General features: G+C 67.1%; 16 protein-coding genes. 13 read left to right on the forward strand and 3 right to left on the reverse strand.

Translation table 11 applies throughout. The annotated features are described in order from the left end of the window. Position 1: 1 nt before the first annotated feature. The 13 genes from ASC78_RS12980 (at position 2) to ASC78_RS27715 (ending at position 15,818) form a co-directional block, all read left to right on the forward strand. Positions 2-1,555, forward strand: a complete 1,554-nt coding sequence (locus ASC78_RS12980) for a Mur ligase family protein (protein WP_055801662.1) — start codon at positions 2-4, stop codon at positions 1,553-1,555. Then, positions 1,552-2,997: a UDP-N-acetylmuramoyl-tripeptide--D-alanyl-D-alanine ligase gene (locus ASC78_RS12985; RefSeq protein ID WP_055801665.1), complete on the forward strand. Its 1,446-nt coding sequence runs from the start codon at positions 1,552-1,554 to the stop codon at positions 2,995-2,997. The genes ASC78_RS12980 and ASC78_RS12985 overlap by 4 nt, the downstream gene beginning before the upstream one ends. 15 nt (positions 2,998-3,012) lie before the next feature. Continuing rightward, complete coding sequence (gene mraY, locus ASC78_RS12990) at positions 3,013-4,191, forward strand: phospho-N-acetylmuramoyl-pentapeptide-transferase (protein ID WP_055801670.1); 1,179 nt, start codon at positions 3,013-3,015, stop codon at positions 4,189-4,191. 7 nt (positions 4,192-4,198) lie between these two features. Then, positions 4,199-6,310, forward strand: coding sequence for a UDP-N-acetylmuramoyl-L-alanine--D-glutamate ligase (gene murD, locus ASC78_RS12995; RefSeq protein ID WP_055801672.1), 2,112 nt, complete (start codon positions 4,199-4,201; stop codon positions 6,308-6,310). Then, positions 6,307-7,605 carry a putative lipid II flippase FtsW gene (gene ftsW / locus ASC78_RS13000; protein ID WP_055801674.1) on the forward strand — a complete coding sequence of 433 codons (1,299 nt, stop codon included), beginning with the start codon at positions 6,307-6,309 and terminating at the stop codon, positions 7,603-7,605. Before murD ends, ftsW begins: the two co-directional genes overlap by 4 nt. After that, positions 7,602-8,666: an undecaprenyldiphospho-muramoylpentapeptide beta-N-acetylglucosaminyltransferase gene (gene murG / locus ASC78_RS13005; protein WP_055801677.1), complete on the forward strand. Its 1,065-nt coding sequence runs from the start codon at positions 7,602-7,604 to the stop codon at positions 8,664-8,666. Before ftsW ends, murG begins: the two co-directional genes overlap by 4 nt. Beyond that, positions 8,663-10,093, forward strand: coding sequence for a UDP-N-acetylmuramate--L-alanine ligase (murC, locus tag ASC78_RS13010; RefSeq protein ID WP_055801680.1), 1,431 nt, complete (start codon positions 8,663-8,665; stop codon positions 10,091-10,093). The genes murG and murC overlap by 4 nt, the downstream gene beginning before the upstream one ends. Beyond that, the gene (locus tag ASC78_RS13015; RefSeq protein WP_055801684.1) at positions 10,090-11,061 is read left to right on the forward strand and encodes a D-alanine--D-alanine ligase; all 972 of its coding nucleotides are present in this window, start codon (positions 10,090-10,092) and stop codon (positions 11,059-11,061) included. The genes murC and ASC78_RS13015 overlap by 4 nt, the downstream gene beginning before the upstream one ends. A 2-nt stretch (positions 11,062-11,063) precedes the next feature. Beyond that, entirely contained in the window at positions 11,064-11,852 is a 789-nt protein-coding gene (locus tag ASC78_RS13020; protein ID WP_055801686.1) for a cell division protein FtsQ/DivIB, read from the forward strand. 23 nt (positions 11,853-11,875) lie between these two features. Then, positions 11,876-13,105: a cell division protein FtsA gene (gene ftsA, locus ASC78_RS13025; RefSeq protein ID WP_013539446.1), complete on the forward strand. Its 1,230-nt coding sequence runs from the start codon at positions 11,876-11,878 to the stop codon at positions 13,103-13,105. Positions 13,106-13,274: 169 nt separating this feature from the next. Then, on the forward strand, positions 13,275-14,492 hold the full coding sequence (ftsZ, locus tag ASC78_RS13030) for a cell division protein FtsZ (protein WP_055801688.1): 1,218 nt from the start codon (positions 13,275-13,277) through the stop codon (positions 14,490-14,492). A 204-nt stretch (positions 14,493-14,696) separates the two neighbouring features. Beyond that, positions 14,697-15,620 carry a UDP-3-O-acyl-N-acetylglucosamine deacetylase gene (gene lpxC, locus ASC78_RS13035; RefSeq protein ID WP_175543340.1) on the forward strand — a complete coding sequence of 308 codons (924 nt, stop codon included), beginning with the start codon at positions 14,697-14,699 and terminating at the stop codon, positions 15,618-15,620. 21 nt (positions 15,621-15,641) lie between these two features. Further along, positions 15,642-15,818, forward strand: a complete 177-nt coding sequence (locus tag ASC78_RS27715) for a hypothetical protein (RefSeq protein WP_164547854.1) — start codon at positions 15,642-15,644, stop codon at positions 15,816-15,818. Positions 15,819-15,860: 42 nt separating this feature from the next. On the opposite strand, the gene ruvC is transcribed toward ASC78_RS27715, so the two are convergent. From ruvC to ASC78_RS13050, 3 genes are read right to left on the reverse strand one after another with little or no spacing between them, the layout of a single operon-like run. Then, positions 15,861-16,409 (reverse strand): crossover junction endodeoxyribonuclease RuvC, encoded by a 549-nt coding sequence (ruvC, locus tag ASC78_RS13040; RefSeq protein WP_013539450.1) that lies wholly within the window; start codon positions 16,407-16,409, stop codon positions 15,861-15,863. Between the two features lies 1 nt (position 16,410). Beyond that, complete coding sequence (locus ASC78_RS13045) at positions 16,411-17,400, reverse strand: phosphatidate cytidylyltransferase (RefSeq protein WP_055801693.1); 990 nt, start codon at positions 17,398-17,400, stop codon at positions 16,411-16,413. Positions 17,401-17,413: 13 nt separating this feature from the next. Further along, positions 17,414-18,280, reverse strand: coding sequence for a lysophospholipid acyltransferase family protein (locus ASC78_RS13050; protein WP_055801696.1), 867 nt, complete (start codon positions 18,278-18,280; stop codon positions 17,414-17,416). Positions 18,281-18,282: the final 2 nt, after the last annotated feature.

Here is an 18,282-nt window from a genome sequence, read left to right on the forward strand (position 1 = left end):
TATGCTGACACTCACTTCCCCCAAGCTCGCCGCGCTCTGGCTCAAGGAGCACGTGCAGGGTGCGCTGCATGCTGACAGCCGGCCGGTGGGCGCCGGCGACGGCTTCATCGCGTGGCCCGGCGCCGCGACCGATGGGCGCAAGCACGTGGCCTCCGCGCTGGCGCAGGGCGCGGCGGCCTGCCTGGTCGAGCACGACGGCGTCGAGGCTTTCGGATTTCAGGGCGACGACCGCATTGCGAGCTACCCCGGCCTCAAGGCGGCGACGGGCCCGATTGCCTCGGCCTTCTACGACGACCCCTCGGCCGCGCTCGAACTGCTGGCTGTGACCGGCACCAACGGCAAGACCTCCACCGCCTGGTGGCTCGCCGAATCGCTTTCCACGCTGGCTGTACCCGGCGGCGTCCGCGCGCTGCGGCCCGATGGGTCCGCCGAACACGTCGTGCCGTCGCCCTGCGCGGTCATGGGCACGCTGGGCATCGGGGTGCCGCCGGAGCTCACCTACACCGGCCTCACCACGCCCGACCCGGTGATGATGCAGCGCGAGCTGCGCGCCTTGGTCGAGCGCGGCTTCGGGGCCTGCGCCATCGAGGCCTCGTCGATCGGCATTGCCGAACGCCGGCTCGACGGCGCGCGCATCGCCGTGGCCGTGTTCACCAATTTCACGCAGGACCACCTCGACTACCACGGCAGCATGGAAGCCTACTGGCAAGCCAAGGCCGAGCTGTTTCGCTGGCCCGGCCTGCGCGCCGCCGTCATCAACATCGACGACGTGCACGGCGCCAGCCTGTGCGGGAACCTCGTCGAAGGCGGCATCGGCGCACTCGACGTGTGGACCGTCTCGGCCGCTGGCAGCCCGGCGCGGCTGATGGCGCGCGACGTCGGCTATGGCGCGCAGGGCCTGCAGTTCTCCGTGGCCGAACACGGCATCCCTGGAGTCGAGCGCATTTCGACCGGCCTGATCGGACAGTACAACGTGGCCAATCTGCTGGGCGTGCTCGGCACACTGCGGGCTCTGGGGCTTTCGCTGGCGCGGGCCGTGGCGGCCTGTGCCAACCTCACCAGCGTGCCGGGCCGCATGGAGCGCGTGGGCACCGGCATCGGTATGCCGCTGGCGGTGGTCGACTACGCCCACACACCCGATGCGCTCGACAAGGCGCTGGCCGGCCTGCGTCCGCTGGCGGGGCAGCGCGGCGGCGCACTCTGGTGCCTGTTCGGCTGCGGCGGCGACCGCGACCCGATCAAGCGCCCGATGATGGCTGCCGCGGCCGAGCGCCAGGCCGATCGAGTGATCGTGACCAGCGACAACCCGCGCAGCGAAAACCCTGACGCGATCATCGGCCAGGTGCTGCTCGGCCTCTCGCGTCCCGAGGCGGCCCAGGTGCAGCCCGACCGCGGCGCGGCCATCGGCGACGCCATTGCGCAGGCTGCGCCCGAAGACATCGTGCTCATCGCCGGCAAGGGCCATGAAGCCTGGCAGGAAATTGCCGGCCAGCGCATTCCGTTCTCCGACCGTACCCATGCGCTCGAAGCGCTCGCGAAGCGGGGTGGCGCATGAGCGAGTCGACGCCACTCATGCTCACGCTGGCCCAGGTGCAGCAGTGGATTCCCGGCGCGCGCCTGGTGGGCGAGCCCACCACGCTCATTACCCGCGTCCATACCGACACCCGCACGCTCGCCAATGGCGACTTGTTCGTGGCGCTCAAGGGCGAACGCTTCGACGCCAACGAATTCCTGGCCGACGCCAAGGCGCGCGGCGCGGTGGCGGCCATTGCGCACCACGGCTTGCAGGAGGCGGGTCTTGCGGGTCTCGAGGTGCCCGACTCACTGGCCGCGCTCGGCGCATTGGCCGCAGGCTGGCGCGCGCAGTTCGACCTGCCGCTGATCGCGGTCACGGGCAGCAACGGCAAGACCACGGTCACGCAGATGATCGCGGCCATCCTGGTCGCGTTCCGGGCCGACCGCGCGCTGGCGACGGCCGGCAACTTCAACAACGAGATCGGCGTTCCGCTGACCCTGCTGCGCCTGCGCGCCAAGCACCAGCATGCGGTGGTCGAGTTGGGCATGAACCACCCGGGCGAGATTGCCCGGCTGGCCGCCATTGCATGCCCGACCATCGCGCTGGTCAACAACGCGCAGCGCGAGCACCTGGAATTCATGGACACCGTGGAGGCGGTGGCGCGCGAGAACGGCGCGGTGTTCGCCGCGTTGCCGGAGGACGGCACGGCCGTGTTCCCGCACGGCGACGTCTTCACTTCGCTGTGGAACGACATGGCGCATTCCGGCGCGATGCGCCGCTGCATGACCTTCGGCGAGCAGGAAGACGCCGACATCTCGCTGGTCCGGGCCGATTGGCAGCAGGGCGCGTGGCAAGTCCGCATCCGCACGCCGCTGGGCGACTGCGATGCGCGTCTGCACATCGCGGGCCGGCACAACGTGGTCAACGCACTGGCGGCCACCGCGTGCGCGCTCGCAGCGGGCGTTTCGCTCGAAACCATCGGCACGGGCCTCACGGCTTTCGAGCCGGTGAAAGGCCGTTCCAAGGCGAGCGAGGTCGTGCTTGCGGGCGGGCACGCGCTCACGCTGGTGGACGACAGCTACAACGCCAACCCCGATTCCGTGCGCGCCGCCATCGACGTGCTCGCAGCCTTGCCGGGCCCGCGCCTGCTGGTGCTCGGCGACATGGGCGAGGTCGGCAACCGCGGACCCGAATTCCATGCCGAGGTCGGCGACTGGGCGCGCCAGCGCGGCATCGAAACGCTGTATGGCCTGGGCAGTGAAACCGCGCACGGCGTTGCAGCTTTCAACGGCGGCAATCAAGGCGGCGACAGTGGTCGCCATTTCGACAATGTGAGTGCGCTCAACGCCGCGGTGCTGGCGCGGCTGCCGCAGGTTGCCAGCGTGCTCGTCAAGGGATCGCGCTTCATGAAGATGGAGCGGGTGGTGCAAGCCATCGAGCAATCACGACAACAACAAAAGGAGGCCGGTCATGACGCATGAGCCGTGCAAGACGACATGCTGATGAGCCTGGCCCAATGGCTGCAAACACTTTCGCCCGAATTCGGGTTCCTGCGCGTTTTTCAGTACCTCACGTTCCGTGCGCTGATGGCCGCGCTCACCGCGCTGGTGGTCGGCCTGGTGGCCGGCCCCTACGTGATCCGCCGCCTGGCCGCGCTCAAGATCGGCCAGCCGGTGCGCGGCTACGGCATGGAAACGCACCTCACTAAGAGCGGCACGCCCACCATGGGCGGCGTGCTGGTCCTGTTTGCCATCGCCTTTGCCACCGTGCTGTGGTTCGACGCGTCGAACCGCTTCGTGTGGATCGTGCTGTGGGTGACGCTGGGCTTCGGCGCCATCGGCTGGGTCGACGACTGGCGCAAGGTGGTGCGCAAGGACCCGGAAGGCATGCGCTCGCGCGAGAAGTATTTCTGGCAGTCGGTGGTCGGCCTGATCGCGGGCTTCTACCTGCTCTTCAGCATCTCGGAAAGCTCGAACTGGCGCGTGCTGCAGCTGTTCTTTGCCTGGGTTCAGTCGGGCTTCGACCTCGACTTTCCGCCCAAGATCAACCTGCTGGTGCCCTTCTTCAAGGAAGTGAGCTACCCGCTCGGCGGCATCGGCTTCGTGATCCTGACCTACCTGGTGATCGTGGGCGCGAGCAACGCGGTCAACCTGACCGACGGCCTGGACGGCTTGGCGATCATGCCGGTGGTGATGGTGGGCTCGGCGCTGGGCGTGTTCGCCTACGTCACGGGCAGTGCGGTGTATTCCAAGTACCTGCTGTTCCCCAGCATCCCGGGCTCCGGCGAACTGCTGGTGTTCTGCTCGGCCATGGCCGGCGCGGGCCTGGCCTTTCTCTGGTTCAACACCCATCCGGCGCAGGTCTTCATGGGCGACGTGGGCGCACTCGCGCTCGGCGGCGCGCTGGGCACCATCGCGGTCATCGTGCGCCAGGAGATCGTGTTCTTCATCATGGGCGGCATCTTCGTGGTCGAGGCGATCTCGGTGATGGCGCAGGTCATGTACTTCAAGTACACCAAGAAGCGCTACGGCGAAGGCCGCCGCGTGCTGAAGATGGCGCCGCTGCATCACCACTTCGAGAAAAGCGGCTGGCGCGAGACGCAGGTCGTGGTGCGCTTCTGGATCATCACGATGCTGCTGTGCCTCGTGGGCCTTTCAACGTTGAAGCTGCGGTAACAGGCACATGCGGCATCTGAAAGACCTCCCCGTCCTCGTCCTCGGCCTCGGTGCGTCCGGGCTGGCGATGGCGCGCTGGTGCGCACGCCACGGCGCGCAGGTGACCGTGGCCGACACGCGCGAGGCGCCCCCGGCGCTTGCCACGCTGCAGGCCGAGCTCCCCGAGGTCGCCTTCATCGGCGGTCCGTTCTCGGCCGCGCTGATCGAAGGCACGCCGATCCGTGCGGTGTACCGCTCACCGGGCCTGTCGCCCGCGACCATTGCGCCGGTGGTCGATGCGGCACGGGCCGTGGGCCTTGCGGTCGGCGGCGAACTCGATCTCTTCGCGCGTGCGCTGCTCGATTTGCAGACCGTCGAGATGCCGGTAGCGGAAGCCGAACCCGAGGCTGAAGCCGTCGAGCCCGAGGCGCAGGCCGAGTTGGACCTGGACGTCGAAGCTGCGGAAGCCGCACAGGCCGAGCCTGAGCAGGCCGAAGCGGTCGAGCCGACGCCGGTGCCCGAATCGACCGAACCCGTCGAGCCTGGCTCGACGACCGAAACACCCGAAACGCCTGAACCAGTCGAGGCTCCGCCAGCGGCCGAGCCGACCGAAACCGAACCTGCGCCTCCCGCCATGGCGGAAGCCGTGCCGCGTGATCCATCGCTGAGCGTTCCGGTGGCGCAGTCTGCGGAAGAAGCGTCGGCCGCACCGTCGGCAGAGACGCCAGAAAACCCGGAAGCCGCAGCGCCCGCGCCCGCCACCGTTTCACGGCTGCCGAGCACCGGCAAGCCTTACGTTCCCACCGCGGCCAGGGAAGCGGCCGAGTTCGTCGCCAAGATTGCCGAGTTCGCGGCCTCCAACCCGGCCTCCGCGGCCGTCGAGGAAGAGCCCACGCCCCAGCTCTCGCTGGTGCCGATCGAGGAACCGCCGGCGCCGAAGGGCTACACCCCCGCGGTGCTGGCCGTCACGGGCACCAACGGCAAGACCACCGTCACCGCGCTGACCGGCCAATTGGTCGAGCGCGCGGGCAAGAGCGTGGCCGTGGCCGGCAACATCGGCCCCACGCTGCTCGACACCCTGGCCGCGCACATCGACGCCGAGACGCTGCCCGATGTCTGGGTACTCGAACTCTCGAGCTTCCAGCTCGACGGCGTGCAGGGTTTCGAGCCGACCGCCGCGACGGTGCTCAACCTCACGCAGGACCATCTTGATTGGCATGGCGACATGGCGTCGTATGCGTCTGCCAAGGCGCGCATCTTCGGCTCCAAGGGCCTCATGGTGCTCAACCGCGACGACCCGGGCGTGATGGCGATGTTGCCTCCGCCCGTCAAGGTGAAGCTGCAGCGCCCGCAGATCCGCACCCACGTCACCTTCGGCAGCGCGATGCCGCTGCGTCCCGGCGACTACGGCATCGAGCGCGTCAACGGCATGGCCTGGCTGGTGCGCGCGCTGGAAGCCGACGAGACGCAGAAGCGCAAGCGCGGCGCCGTGGTCGAGGAAGAAATCTTCCTGCAGCGCCTGTTGCCCGCGGACGCACTGCGCATCCGCGGACGGCACAACGCCATGAACGCACTGGCGGCGCTCGCGCTCGCCAGCGCCGCCAATTGCCCGCTCGGCCCCATGCTGTATGGCCTGCGCGAATACCGCGGCGAGCCGCACCGTGTCGAGCCGATCGCGCTGGTGGGCGATGTCGAATACTTCGACGACAGCAAGGGCACCAACGTGGGCGCGACAGTCGCCGCACTGAGCGGCCTGGGCGAAGACCGCCGCGTCGTGGTCATCCTGGGCGGCGAAGGCAAGGGGCAAGACTTCGAGCCGCTCGCCGAGCCCGTGCGCCAGTACGCGCGCGCCGTGGTGCTCATCGGTCGCGATGCGCCGCTGATCGAACAGGCGCTGGCCACCACCGGCATCTCGCTTATGAATGCCGGCTCGATGGAAGAAGCCGTCAGGCTCGCGGCCGCGCGTGCCAACCCTGGCGATGCCGTGCTGCTGTCACCGGCCTGTGCGAGCTTCGACATGTTCAAGGACTACGAGCACCGCGCGGCCGTGTTCCGCGAGGCTGTGCAGGCGCTTGCGGACGATCCGCATGAAGCCGCCTCGTCCAACGATGCCGACTATTTTTCGGGAGGCCCGGTTTGAACACTGCCGCCGCCGGCGCCACGCCCAACGCAAAAACCAGCCGCTTCGTTGGATGGTTCGGGCGCGCGCGCAGCGGTATCGATTCGCTGCCCGTGCACCTGCCGGTGCGGCTGGGCGGCGCCGGCATCACGCAGACCAAGGCCGCGCCGATGCGCGTGCTGGGCTTCGACCAGGCGCTGGTATGGGTCACCGTCGCGCTGCTCACCTGGGGCCTCGTGATGGTGTATTCGGCCTCGATCGCGCTGCCCGACAACCCGCGTTTCGCGCGTGCCGGCTACAGCGCCTCGTTCTTCCTCACGCGGCATGCGGCCTCGGTGGTGTTCGCGTTCATTGCGGCGCTGCTCGCCTTCCAGATCCCGATGAAGACATGGGAGCGCGCCGCGCCCTGGCTCTTCGTCGCCTCGTTGCTGCTCTTGGTGGCGGTGCTCATTCCGCACGTTGGCGTCAACGTGAACGGAGCGCGGCGCTGGCTGCCGCTGGGCTTCATGCGCTTCCAGCCGTCGGAGCTGGCCAAGCTCGCTATGGTGCTCTACGCCGCCAGCTACATGGTGCGCAAGATGGAGATCAAGGAGCGCTTCTTCCGCGCCGTGCTGCCGATGGGCATTGCGGTGGTTGTGGTGGGCATGCTGGTGATGGCAGAGCCCGACATGGGCGCCTTCATGGTGATTGCCGTGATCGCCATGGGCATCCTGTTCCTGGGCGGCGTGAACGCCCGCATGTTCTTCGTGATTGCCGCACTGGTGGTGGTGGCCTTCGGCACCATCGTCGCGACCAGTCCGTGGCGGCGCGAGCGCATCTTTGCGTATCTCGACCCGTGGAGCGAAGAGCATGCGCTGGGCAAGGGCTACCAGCTCTCGCACTCGCTGATCGCCATCGGCCGCGGCGAGATCTTTGGCGTGGGCCTGGGCGGCAGCGTCGAGAAGCTGCACTGGCTGCCCGAGGCGCACACCGACTTCCTGTTGGCCGTGATCGGCGAAGAGTTCGGCCTGGTCGGCGTGTTGCTGATCATCGGCATGTTCCTCTGGCTGACGCGCCGCATCATGCACATCGGCCGCCAGGCAATTGCGCTCGACCGCGTGTTCTCGGGGCTCGTGGCCCAGGGCGTGGGCGTGTGGATCGGCTTCCAGGCCTTCATCAACATGGGCGTGAACCTTGGCGCGCTGCCGACCAAGGGCCTGACGCTGCCGCTGATGAGCTTCGGCGGCTCGGCCATCCTGATGAACCTGGTGGCGCTGGCCGTGGTGCTGCGCATTGACTACGAGAACAGGGTGCTTATGCGGGGAGGCCGCGTATGACCGGGCGCACCGCACTCGTCATGGCCGGCGGCACGGGCGGCCACATCTTTCCGGGGCTCGCGGTCGCCGAGGCGCTGCGCGAACGCGGCTGGCGCGTGCACTGGCTGGGCGCCCCCGGCAGCATGGAAGAAAAGCTGGTGCCGCCGCGTGGCTTTGCCTTCGAGCCGGTCCAGTTTGGCGGCGTGCGCGGCAAGGGTCCGCTCACGCTGTTCCTGCTTCCGATGCGGCTCTTGCTGGCCTTCTGGCAGAGCATCGGCGTGGTCCGCCGCGTCAAGCCCGACGTGGTGGTGGGCCTGGGTGGCTACATCACTTTTCCGGGCGGAATGATGAGTGTGCTGCTCAACAAGCCGCTGGTGCTGCACGAACAGAACTCGGTGGCCGGCCTTGCCAACAAGGTGCTGGCGGGCGTGGCCGATCGCGTGTTCACTGCTTTCCCCAACGTGCTGAAGAAGGCGCAGTGGGTCGGTAATCCACTGCGCGCGGCGTTCACATCGCAACCCGATCCGGCTGTACGTTTTGCGGGCCGCAGTGGTCCGCTCCGGCTGCTTGTGGTTGGCGGCAGCCTCGGTGCCAAGGCGCTCAACGCCGTCGTGCCGCAGGCGCTCGCGCGCATCGCGCCTGGCACGCGTCCGCAGGTGCTGCACCAGAGCGGCGCCAAGCAGATCGACGAGCTGCGCGCCAACTACGCGGCGGCCGGCGTTGAAGGCGAGCTCACGCCCTTCATCGAAGACACCGCGCAGGCCTATGCCGACGCCGACATCATCGTCGCGCGGGCCGGGGCCAGCACAGTCACAGAAATCGCGGCCGTCGGCGCAGCAGCGCTGTTCGTGCCTTTCCCATCGGCGGTCGACGACCACCAGACCACCAACGCGCGCTTCCTCGTCGACGCGGGCGGCGGCTGGCTGGTGCAGCAGACCGACCTCACACCTGAATTGCTGGCTGACTTGCTACAGAAAACCGAGCGCACCGCGCTGATCGAAAAGGCCGCCAAGGCCAAAACCATGCAGAAGACCGAAGCAGTGGAAGCGGTCGTCCGCGCCTGCGAGGAGCTTGCCAAATGAAGCACGCGATTCGTCATATTCACTTCGTCGGCATCGGCGGGTCCGGCATGAGCGGCATCGCCGAGGTGCTGTTCAACCTCGGCTACCGGATCACCGGCTCCGACCTGGCCGACAGCGCGACGCTGCGCCGGCTTGCCGGCCTGGGCATCGGCACCTTCGTGGGCCATGCGGCGGCGCACATCGATGGCGCGGATGCGGTCGTCACGTCCACCGCCGTTCAGTCGGACAACCCCGAAGTGCTGGCCGCGCGCGAGAAGCGCATTCCAGTGGTGCCGCGCGCCATGATGCTGGCCGAGCTGATGCGCCTGAAGCAGGGCATCGCGATTGCGGGCACGCATGGCAAGACCACCACCACGAGCCTCGTGGCCAGCGTGCTCGACGCCGCGGGGCTCGACCCGACCTTCGTCATCGGCGGACGGCTCAACAGCGCTGGCGCCAATGCGCAACTGGGCAGTGGCGACTACATCGTGGTGGAGGCCGACGAATCGGACGCCTCGTTCCTGAACCTGCTGCCCGTCATGGCGGTGGTCACGAACATCGATGCCGACCACATGGAAACCTACGGGCACGACTTCGAAAAGCTCAAGAAGGCCTTCGTCGATTTCCTGCACCGCATGCCGTTCTATGGGGTGGCCATCTTGTGCACCGACGATCCCGCGGTGCGCGACATCATGGGCCACGTCACCTGCCCGGTCACCAGCTACGGCTTCGACGAAGGCGCCCAGGTGCGCGCGGTCGACGTGCGCGCCGTGGGCGGGCAGATGCATTTCACGGCACAGCGGCGCAACGGCGTGACGTTGCCCGACCTGCCCATCGTGCTGAACCTGCCGGGCGAGCACAACGTGCGCAATGCGCTGTCGGTGATCGCCGTGGCGGTCGAACTCGGCATTCCCGACGAGGCGGTGCAGCGTGGCCTGGCTGGCTTCAAGGGCGTGGGCCGCCGCTTCCAGAGCTATGGCGAGGTGGCGGTGCAAGGTCCGCAGGCCGGCAGCTTCACCGTGATCGACGACTACGGCCATCACCCGGTCGAGATGGCCGCGACCATCGCCGCGGCGCGCGGTGCATTCCCGGGGCGCCGGCTGGTGTTGGCTTTCCAGCCGCACCGCTACACCCGCACGCGCGACTGCTTCGAGGACTTCGTCAAGGTCATCGGCAATGCCGACGCGGTGCTGCTGGGCGAGGTGTACGCGGCGGGTGAGCCGCCCATCGTGGCCGCCAACGGGCGCACGCTGGCGCGCGCACTGCGCGTGGCTGGCAAGGTGGAGCCGGTGTTCGTCGACGACATCAACGCGATGCCGCAAGCCATTCTGGAAAACGCGCGCGACGGCGACGTGGTGCTTTGCATGGGTGCCGGCTCCATTGGTGCGGTGCCGGGCAGGGTCGTTGAAATTGCGGCCGCGGTGAGCGGCGCGGGGGTTACGCCATGAGCCTTCAGGATCCAAAACTTTTCGGCAAGGTGGCCGTGCTGTTCGGTGGAAGCTCCGCCGAACGCGAAATCTCGATCATGTCCGGCACGGGCGTGCTGGAGGCGCTGCGTTCGCGCGGCGTCGATGCGCATGCCTTCGATCCGTCCGAGCGAGATCTGGTCGAGCTTCGCCGCGACGGCTTCGCGCGCTGCTTCATCGCCCTGCATGGACGGCATGGCGAAGACGGCACGGTGCAGGGCGCGCTCGAACTGCTCGGCATTCCCTACACCGGCTCTGGCGTGATGGCGTCGAGCGTGGCCATGGACAAGGTCATGACCAAGCGCATCTGGCAGGCCGACGGCTTGCCCACGCCCAAGTACGTGCGCCTGGCTTGCGACCAGCAGAGCCGCGAGCAGGTGAGGGCGGTGCCCGACGTGCTGGGCCTCCCCCTGATCGTGAAGCCGCCGCGCGAGGGGTCGTCGATCGGCGTGACCAAGGTGGAGGGCTACTCGCAGATGCAGGACGCCGTGGCGCTGTCGGCCAAGTACGACGCCGACGTGCTGTGCGAGGAATTCATCGAAGGCGAGGAAGTGACCTGCGCTGTGCTCGGCCAGGGCCTCGATGCGCGCGCACTGCCCGTGGTGCGCATCGCCGCGCCCCAAGGCGCTTACGACTACCAGAACAAGTACTTCACCGACGACGTGAAGTACCAGTGCCCAAGCGGGTTGCCCGAAGCCGAGGAGCACGAGATCCAGCGCATCACGCTGGCCGCGTACCACACGCTCGGCTGCCGTGGCTGGGGCCGCGCCGACGTGATGATCCGCGCGAGCGATCGCAAGCCCTTCCTGCTCGAGATGAACACCTCGCCCGGCATGACCGGCCATTCGCTGGTGCCGATGTCGGCGCGCGCAGCGGGCATTGCGTACGAAGACCTGTGCCTGCGCGTGCTGTCCTCGGCTTCGCTGGATGCCACGGGAGGAGCGCAATAGCCATGGCCGACAGCATTCCCGTGCCCTTCGACGTCAAGCTGATGAACATCGTCTCGAACCTGGCGTTCGTGGTGGTGGCGCTCATGCTGCTGGCGGCGGGCGCATGGTGGGTGCTGCGCCAGCCGTTCTTTCCCATCGGCGGCATCAAGGTCGACGGCGACGTGACGCACAACAACGCCGTGACGCTGCGCGCCAACGTCGCGCCGCAACTGGCCGGGAACTTCTTCACGGTCGACCTGGCGCGCGCGCGTACGGCCTTCGAGTCGGTGCCTTGGGTGCGCAAGGCGGTGGTGCGGCGCGAGTTTCCGAACAAGCTGCGCGTCACCCTGACCGAGCAGGTGCCGGTGGCCACCTGGGGCGACGAGGCGGGCTCCAAGCTGATCAACGGATTTGGCGAGGTGTTCGACGCCAACGTGGCCGAGGTCGATGACCGGCTGCCGCGGCTCGATGGACCCGTCGAGCAGGCCGGACAGGTGCTGGGCATGTACCGCGTGCTGGCGCCGATCTTCCAGCCCTACGACTTCGGTGTGGAAGAACTCACGCTGTCGAGCCGGGGCAGCTGGAAGGTCGTGCTCGACACGGGCGGCCAGATCGAGCTTGGCCGCGGCCAGCCCGAAGAGGTGGCGGCCCGCACGCAGCGTTTCTTGAAAACCGTGACCCAGGTCGCGGGCCAATACCACCGCACCGCGGCGGACGTCGAAGGGGCCGACCTGCGCCACAACGACGCCTATGCGTTGCGTCTTCGCGGTGTCACCACGGTTGTGACCGACCCCAAGACCAAGAAGAAATAAATAGCGAATACCGAGGACATTCAATGCCCAAAGAATACAAAGACCTGGTTGTCGGACTCGACATCGGCACCGCCAAGGTGATGGTGGTGGTGGCCGAGGTGCTGCCCGGCGGCGAACTCAAGCTGGCCGGACTCGGCATTGCGCCGAGCAACGGCCTGAAGCGCGGCGTGGTGGTGAACATCGACGCCACGGTGCAGAGCATCCAGCAGGCCTTGAAGGAGGCCGAGCTGATGGCCGACTGCAAGATCAGCCGCGTCTACACCGGCATTACCGGCAGCCACATCCGCGGCATCAACTCGAGCGGCATGGTGGCGGTGAAGGACAAGGAAGTGACGCCGGCCGACGTGGCCCGCGTGGTGGAAACCGCGCGCGCCATCAACATCTCGAGCGACCAGCGCCTGTTGCTGGTGGAGCCGCAGGAGTTCGTGATCGACGGCCAGGACGTGAAAGAGCCGATCGGCATGAGCGGCATGCGGCTCGAAGCCAAGGTGCACATCGTGACCGGTGCGCAGAGCGCGGCCGAGAACATCATCAAGTGCGTGCGCCGTTGCGGGCTCGAGGTCGACCAGCTGATGCTCAATCCGCTGGCCTCGAGCCAGGCGGTGCTGACCGAGGACGAGCGCGAACTCGGCGTGGTGCTGGTCGACATCGGCGCGGGCACCACCGACGTGGCCATCTTCACCAACGGTGCGATCCGCCACACGGCCGTGATTCCGATCGCGGGCGACCTGATCACCAGCGACATTGCGATGGCGCTGCGCACGCCCACCAAGGACGCGGAAGACATCAAGGTCGAGAGCGGCTACGCCAAGCAATTGCTGGCCGATCCGGACCAGCAAGTGGAAGTGCCCGGCCTCGGCGACCGCGGCCCGCGCATGCTGAGCAAGCAGGCGCTGGCAGGCGTGATCGAGCCGCGCATCGAAGAAATTTTTTCGCTGGTGCAGCAGGTGGTGCGCGAGTCGGGCTACGAAGAGGTGCTGTCGTCGGGGGTGGTGCTCACGGGCGGAAGCGCGGTGATGCCCGGCATGGTGGAGCTGGGTGAAGACATCTTCCTGAAGCCGGTGCGGCGAGGTATTCCGAAGTATTCGAGCGCGCTCTCCGACATGGTGGCCCAGCCGCGCGCTGCCACCGTGATGGGCTTGCTCGAGGAAGCACGCTTCGCACGCATGCGCGGCTTCAAGGTCGCGCAGAAGAACGGATCCGTAAAGACTGCGTTCGGACGTTTCAAAGACTTCATCGTGGGGAACTTCTAACCATGAATCACTCCCCACTCTGGCTCGCACGCGGCGGTCCGCCCTTGCATTTCAACGAGCGATGGCGGCGCACAGGTCCACCACCGCGACGACAGCCTCGTTGAACTCGTCAAGACACTAAAAAGATTCACAGATACACAACGGCAACTGCAAATTCAAGGAGTTAGTAATGACCATCGAAATGATCGAAGTCGAAGAATTCAATCAAGGCACTCAGATCAAGGTGATCGGAGTCGGCGGCGGCGGCGGCAATGCCGTCGCGCACATGATGGAGCGTGGCGTACAGGGTGTGCAGTTCGTTTGCGCCAACACCGACGCGCAGGCGCTCCAGCGCAGCAACGCCCACAAGATCATCCAGCTGGGCTCCAGCGGCCTCGGCGCGGGCAGCAAGCCCGACAAGGGTCGTGAAGCGGCCGAACTCGCGGTGGACGAGATTCGCGCGGCCATCGACGGCGCGCACATGCTGTTCATCACGGCCGGCATGGGCGGCGGCACCGGCACCGGCGCCGCACCCGTGATTGCGCGCGTTGCCAAGGAGATGGGCATCCTCACCGTGGGTGTGGTGACCAAGCCCTTCGACTGGGAAGGCGGCCGCCGCATGACCAACGCCGACAACGGCCTGGCCGAGCTCGAGGCCAACGTCGACTCGCTGATCGTGGTGCTCAACGAGAAGCTGCTCGACGTGCTGGGCGAAGACATCACTCAGGACGAAGCCTTCGCGCATGCCAACGACGTGCTCAAGAACGCCGTGGGGGGCATCTCGGAAATCATCAACGAATACGGCGGCGTGAACGTCGACTTCGAAGACGTGCGCACCGTGATGGGCGAGCCCGGCAAGGCCATGATGGGCACGGCCGCCGCCGCTGGACCGGACCGCGCGCGCATCGCCGCCGAACAGGCCGTGGCCTGCCCGCTGCTCGAAGGCATCGACCTCTCGGGCGCCAAGGGCGTGCTGGTGCTGGTGACCGCATCGAAGGGTTCGCTGAAGCTGAACGAGTCGAAGCTCGCAATGAACACCATCCGCGCCTACGCCTCGCCCGATGCGCACGTGATCTACGGCGCCGCCTACGACGAAAGCCTGGGCGACCAGATGCGCGTGACTGTGGTTGCCACGGGCCTCTCGCGCGCCGATGCACGCCGCCAGGCACCCACGCTCGAAGTGATCCGTACCGGCACCGACAACATCCCGTTCAACGTGCCGACGCTCGGCACGGGCCATGCAGGCCACGGCGGCCACAGCGTGAGCCAGCCGAACTACGACGGCATGGCGGTGCCCAGCGTGTGGCGCACCAACCGCACGATGGCGGCCGCCAAGGTGGACGCGCTGTCTTCGGGCGGCATGGACGACTTCGAGATTCCCGCATTCCTGCGCCGTCAAGCCGATTGACGCCAGGCCACCGAACGCAGAGGGCACGAAGGTTCGCAAGGGGTACGGGGAAGACCTGAAAGGGACTTCTGCCGACTCTAGGCGCTGCGTCCGCTTCGTGCCCTTTGCGTCCATCATCGGGCGCTTGAAATACAACCTATGTCTATCGGTGCCATAGCGAGGGGAATAGGCCGCCATGCCCGTGGCGCGCCTAAAATCTCCGGCGTGCTGCAACAACGAACCCTCAAGTCGATCAGCCGCGCCGTGGGCGTGGGGCTTCACAGCGGACAACGCGTGGAGCTGACGCTGCGCCCCGCTCCCGCGGACACCGGAATCGTCTTCCGGCGCGTTGACCTGTCCGAGCCTGTCGACATCCGCATGACCGCCGAAGCGGTGACCGACACGCGCCTGGCTTCCACGGTCTCGACCGGCGGGGCGAAGGTGCAGACGGTGGAACACTTGATGTCGGCTTGCGCCGGCCTCGGCATCGACAACCTCTACATCGACATCACGGCCGACGAAGTGCCGATCCTCGACGGATCGGCCTCGTCGTTCGTGTTCCTGCTGCAAAGCGCGGGCATCGAGCTGCAGAAGGCGCCGCGACGTTTCATCCGCGTGACCCGCAAGGTCGAAGTGCGCGAGGGCGAAGGCGCCAACGAGAAATGGGCAAGCCTGGAGCCGTACCACGGCTACAAGCTGAGCTTCGAGATCGACTTCGACCATCGCGTGGTCAACTCCACCGGCCAGCGCGTGGAGTTCGATCTCGGCAAGGACTCCTACAGCCGCGACATCGCACGCGCGCGCACCTTCGGCTTCACCAAAGAGGTCGAATACATGCGCAGCAAGGGCCTGGCGCTCGGCGGCGGGCTCGACAACGCCATCGTGATGGACGACACCAAGGTGCTCAATGCCGGGGGCTTGCGCTACGACGACGAGTTCGTGAAGCACAAAATCCTGGATGCCATGGGCGACCTGTACATCATCGGCAAGCCGCTGCTCGCGGCCTACACCGCCTTTCGCTCGGGCCATGCGCTCAACAACAAGCTGCTCCGCGAACTGCTGGCGAACAGCGACGCCTACGAGGTCGTGACCTTCGAAGACGAGAAGCGCGCACCGCGCGGTTTCGGCGAAGTGGCGCGGGCCTGGTAGCCGGTAGCCACCGCCTCGACGATGCTTCTTTTCCGCTGGGCCATCCTGCTGCTTCTGCTGGTGGCGGGCGTGTCGTTCGCGTTCTATGCGGGGACCGGCCAGGTCAAGTACCGGCGCTTCGGCTGGATCGTGCTCAAGTGGACGCTGCTGGCGGCGTTCGGCTTCTTCGCGGTGCTGATCGCGGAACGGGTGGTTTAGCAGTCAGGCTTCTCCGCCGAGACGAGAGCCCGGGGGCTCTCGCTACCTCGAACGTCCCTGCCGATAGGTGCCCGCGTGCGTCTTCGACAGTTCCGCCGCCTCGGCCAGCCGGGCCATCGACCGGCCCACCTGCGCATGCGTGATGGCAATGCCCAGCGCGTCGGCCGCATCGGCGCCCGGAAGGCCCGGCAGGTCGAGCAGCCGCTTCACCATCTCCTGTACCTGCGCCTTGGCAGCCTGGCCGTGGCCGGCCACCGCCTTCTTCATCTGCAGGGCCGTGTATTCGGCCACCGTGAGATTGCTGTTCACTAGCGAAGTGACGCAGGCGCCGCGCGCCTGGCCGAGCAGCAGCGTCGATTGCGGGTTGACGTTGACGAAGATGATTTCGACGGCCGAGGCATCCGGCTGGTAGCGCGCGGTGATTTCGGCGATGCCGTCGAACAGCACCTTGAGGCGCGCCGGCAGATTGCCGCTGCCCAGGTGCCGCGTGCTGATGGTGCCGCTCGCGACATAGCGCAGCGCATGGCCGTCCGCATCCACCACGCCGAAGCCGGTGGTCAGAAGGCCGGGGTCGATGCCGAGGATGCGCATGTCAAAGATTGAAGTACCAGCGGATCGAGTGGAAGAAGATGGGCGCGGCGAAGCACAGCGCATCGACGCGGTCGAGCAGGCCGTTCGCACCCGTGACGCCCGCGCCCTTCTTGCCCCAGTTGGGAATGCCGCGGTCGCGCTTGAGCGCCTTCATCACCAGGTGGCCCATCGAGCCCGCGATGCAGGCGATGACCGACACCGCGAGCGCCTGGCCAAACTTGAAAGGCGTGATGAACGAGAACAGCGCGCCCACCAGGCTGGCCACCCCGATGCCGATGCCCCAGCTGGTCCAGTTGAAGCTGCGGCTCACGTTGGGCGCGAAGGGCTTGCGCTGCGTGCGGCGCGAGATCACGTGCTGCACCAGCACCGAGGTCTGCACCACGAACACCAGGAAGAACACGAGAAAGGCGCTCTTGCCCTCATAGCCCGGAAAGCTCAGGAGCAGCAGCGCCGGCACATGGCTCATGCCGTAGACGCAGACCATGATGCCCCACTGCAATTTGGCGTTGCGCTCGAGAAAATGGCTGGGGTCGTCGGCCAGCGCGCTCGCGACCGGGATCGCAAGGAACACGTAGACCGGGATGAACACGGTGAACAGGTCGAAGCGCGCGGTGGCCACGAGCCAGAACTGGATCGGCAACACAACGAAGAATGCCAGGATCAGGCTGCGGTGGTCGCCGCGGCGTGTGGGCGAGAGGGTGATGAACTCGCGCAGCGCGAAGAAGGCGATGAGTGCGAACAGCACGGTGGCCACCGTTTCGCCCAAGGCCCAGCCGACCCAGAACACGATCACCATGAACCAGGTGGTGCCCAGCAGTTTTCGGTAGTGCGCCAGCTCGGCTTGCCACGTGGCGTCGTGCACTGGGTTGCGGCGTTCCCTGAAGCTCAGCAAGAGCGCCGTTGTGCTGGCGATCACGAGCAGCCCGAAGACGATGAGAAACAGGGTCGCGACTTGCTGGGTCGGGGTGAGGCTGCGCAGGAACTGGTTCATCGCAAGGTTCCGCTCAGACGTCGCGCAATGCGATCACGGCGGCACGCGCGCGATCGAGAAAAGGGCGGCGCTCTTCGCCTTCTTCGACGCGAATCGGCGCGCCGAAAGTGACGGAGCACAGGATCGGCACCGGCACGATCTCGCCCTTGGGCATGACGCGCTGCACGTTGTCGATCCAGGCCGGCACCAGCACCACCTCGGGAAACATGGTCGCGAGCGTGTAGAGGCCCGACTTGAACTTCTGCGGCTCCCCGGTGTGGCCGCGCGTGCCTTCTGGAAAGATGATGATCGAGTCGCCGCTGCGCAGCGCCTCCACCAGCGGTGCGAGCGGATCGGACGCGGGCGGCTCCGTTGCTTCCATGGCCGGCGGCTGAATCGGTGGGGGAGGAGGGGGTGGTGGCGGTGCGGGAAGGTCGAGCCGCCCCTGCACTTCGCCAACCGCCTCGGGGGTGACATCGACCAGGAACGGCGTCATCGGCAGCAGCGGCTCCATGGAAGGTTCGATTCGCTCGGCTTGCGCTGCAGCGACGTTGCGCGCAGGTGTTGGCGGAGCCTCGGGCTCTGGCGGCGCGGGTGGCGACGTGGCACCCGCCGGCGCCGTGGCCGCGCGCTCCACATACACCGCGTTGAACACCTCGGTCGTGATCCAGCGCTTGAACGGTGTGTTGGCCCAGTAGTCGCGCGCCGCAATCGGCCGCGTGATGCTGCGCAACTCTTCGGGCAGCGCGGCCCAGATCATCACGAGGTCGGCGTGGCTCTGATGGTTGGCGAAATAGATGCGCTGCTCGGCCTTCGGCGGACAGCCATACCAGCGTGCCTGGGCCCCCGTGAGCAAGCGGACGACCCCCAACAACAACCAACCCGTGAGCTTTGCCAGCATGG

It is taken from the genome of Variovorax sp. Root318D1 (assembly GCF_001424835.1).
In the GTDB taxonomy this organism is placed as follows: Bacteria; Pseudomonadota; Gammaproteobacteria; order Burkholderiales; family Burkholderiaceae_C; genus Variovorax.

Bases quoted from the DNA above. Each gene is read 5' to 3' on its own strand.
- ASC78_RS12980 (WP_055801662.1), top strand. From the start codon at position 2: ATGCTGACACTCACTTCCCCCAAGCTCGCCGCGCTCTGGCTCAAGGAG.
- ASC78_RS12985 (WP_055801665.1), top strand. From the start codon at position 1,552: ATGAGCGAGTCGACGCCACTCATGCTCACGCTGGCCCAGGTGCAGCAG.
- mraY (WP_055801670.1), top strand. From the start codon at position 3,013: ATGCTGATGAGCCTGGCCCAATGGCTGCAAACACTTTCGCCCGAATTC.
- murD (WP_055801672.1), top strand. From the start codon at position 4,199: ATGCGGCATCTGAAAGACCTCCCCGTCCTCGTCCTCGGCCTCGGTGCG.
- murG (WP_055801677.1), top strand. From the start codon at position 7,602: ATGACCGGGCGCACCGCACTCGTCATGGCCGGCGGCACGGGCGGCCAC.
- murC (WP_055801680.1), top strand. From the start codon at position 8,663: ATGAAGCACGCGATTCGTCATATTCACTTCGTCGGCATCGGCGGGTCC.
- ASC78_RS13015 (WP_055801684.1), top strand. From the start codon at position 10,090: ATGAGCCTTCAGGATCCAAAACTTTTCGGCAAGGTGGCCGTGCTGTTC.
- ASC78_RS13020 (WP_055801686.1), top strand. From the start codon at position 11,064: ATGGCCGACAGCATTCCCGTGCCCTTCGACGTCAAGCTGATGAACATC.
- ftsA (WP_013539446.1), top strand. From the start codon at position 11,876: ATGCCCAAAGAATACAAAGACCTGGTTGTCGGACTCGACATCGGCACC.
- ftsZ (WP_055801688.1), top strand. From the start codon at position 13,275: ATGACCATCGAAATGATCGAAGTCGAAGAATTCAATCAAGGCACTCAG.
- ASC78_RS27715 (WP_164547854.1), top strand. From the start codon at position 15,642: ATGCTTCTTTTCCGCTGGGCCATCCTGCTGCTTCTGCTGGTGGCGGGC.
- ruvC (WP_013539450.1), bottom strand. From the start codon at position 16,409: ATGCGCATCCTCGGCATCGACCCCGGCCTTCTGACCACCGGCTTCGGC.
- ASC78_RS13045 (WP_055801693.1), bottom strand. From the start codon at position 17,400: ATGAACCAGTTCCTGCGCAGCCTCACCCCGACCCAGCAAGTCGCGACC.
- ASC78_RS13050 (WP_055801696.1), bottom strand. From the start codon at position 18,280: ATGCTGGCAAAGCTCACGGGTTGGTTGTTGTTGGGGGTCGTCCGCTTG.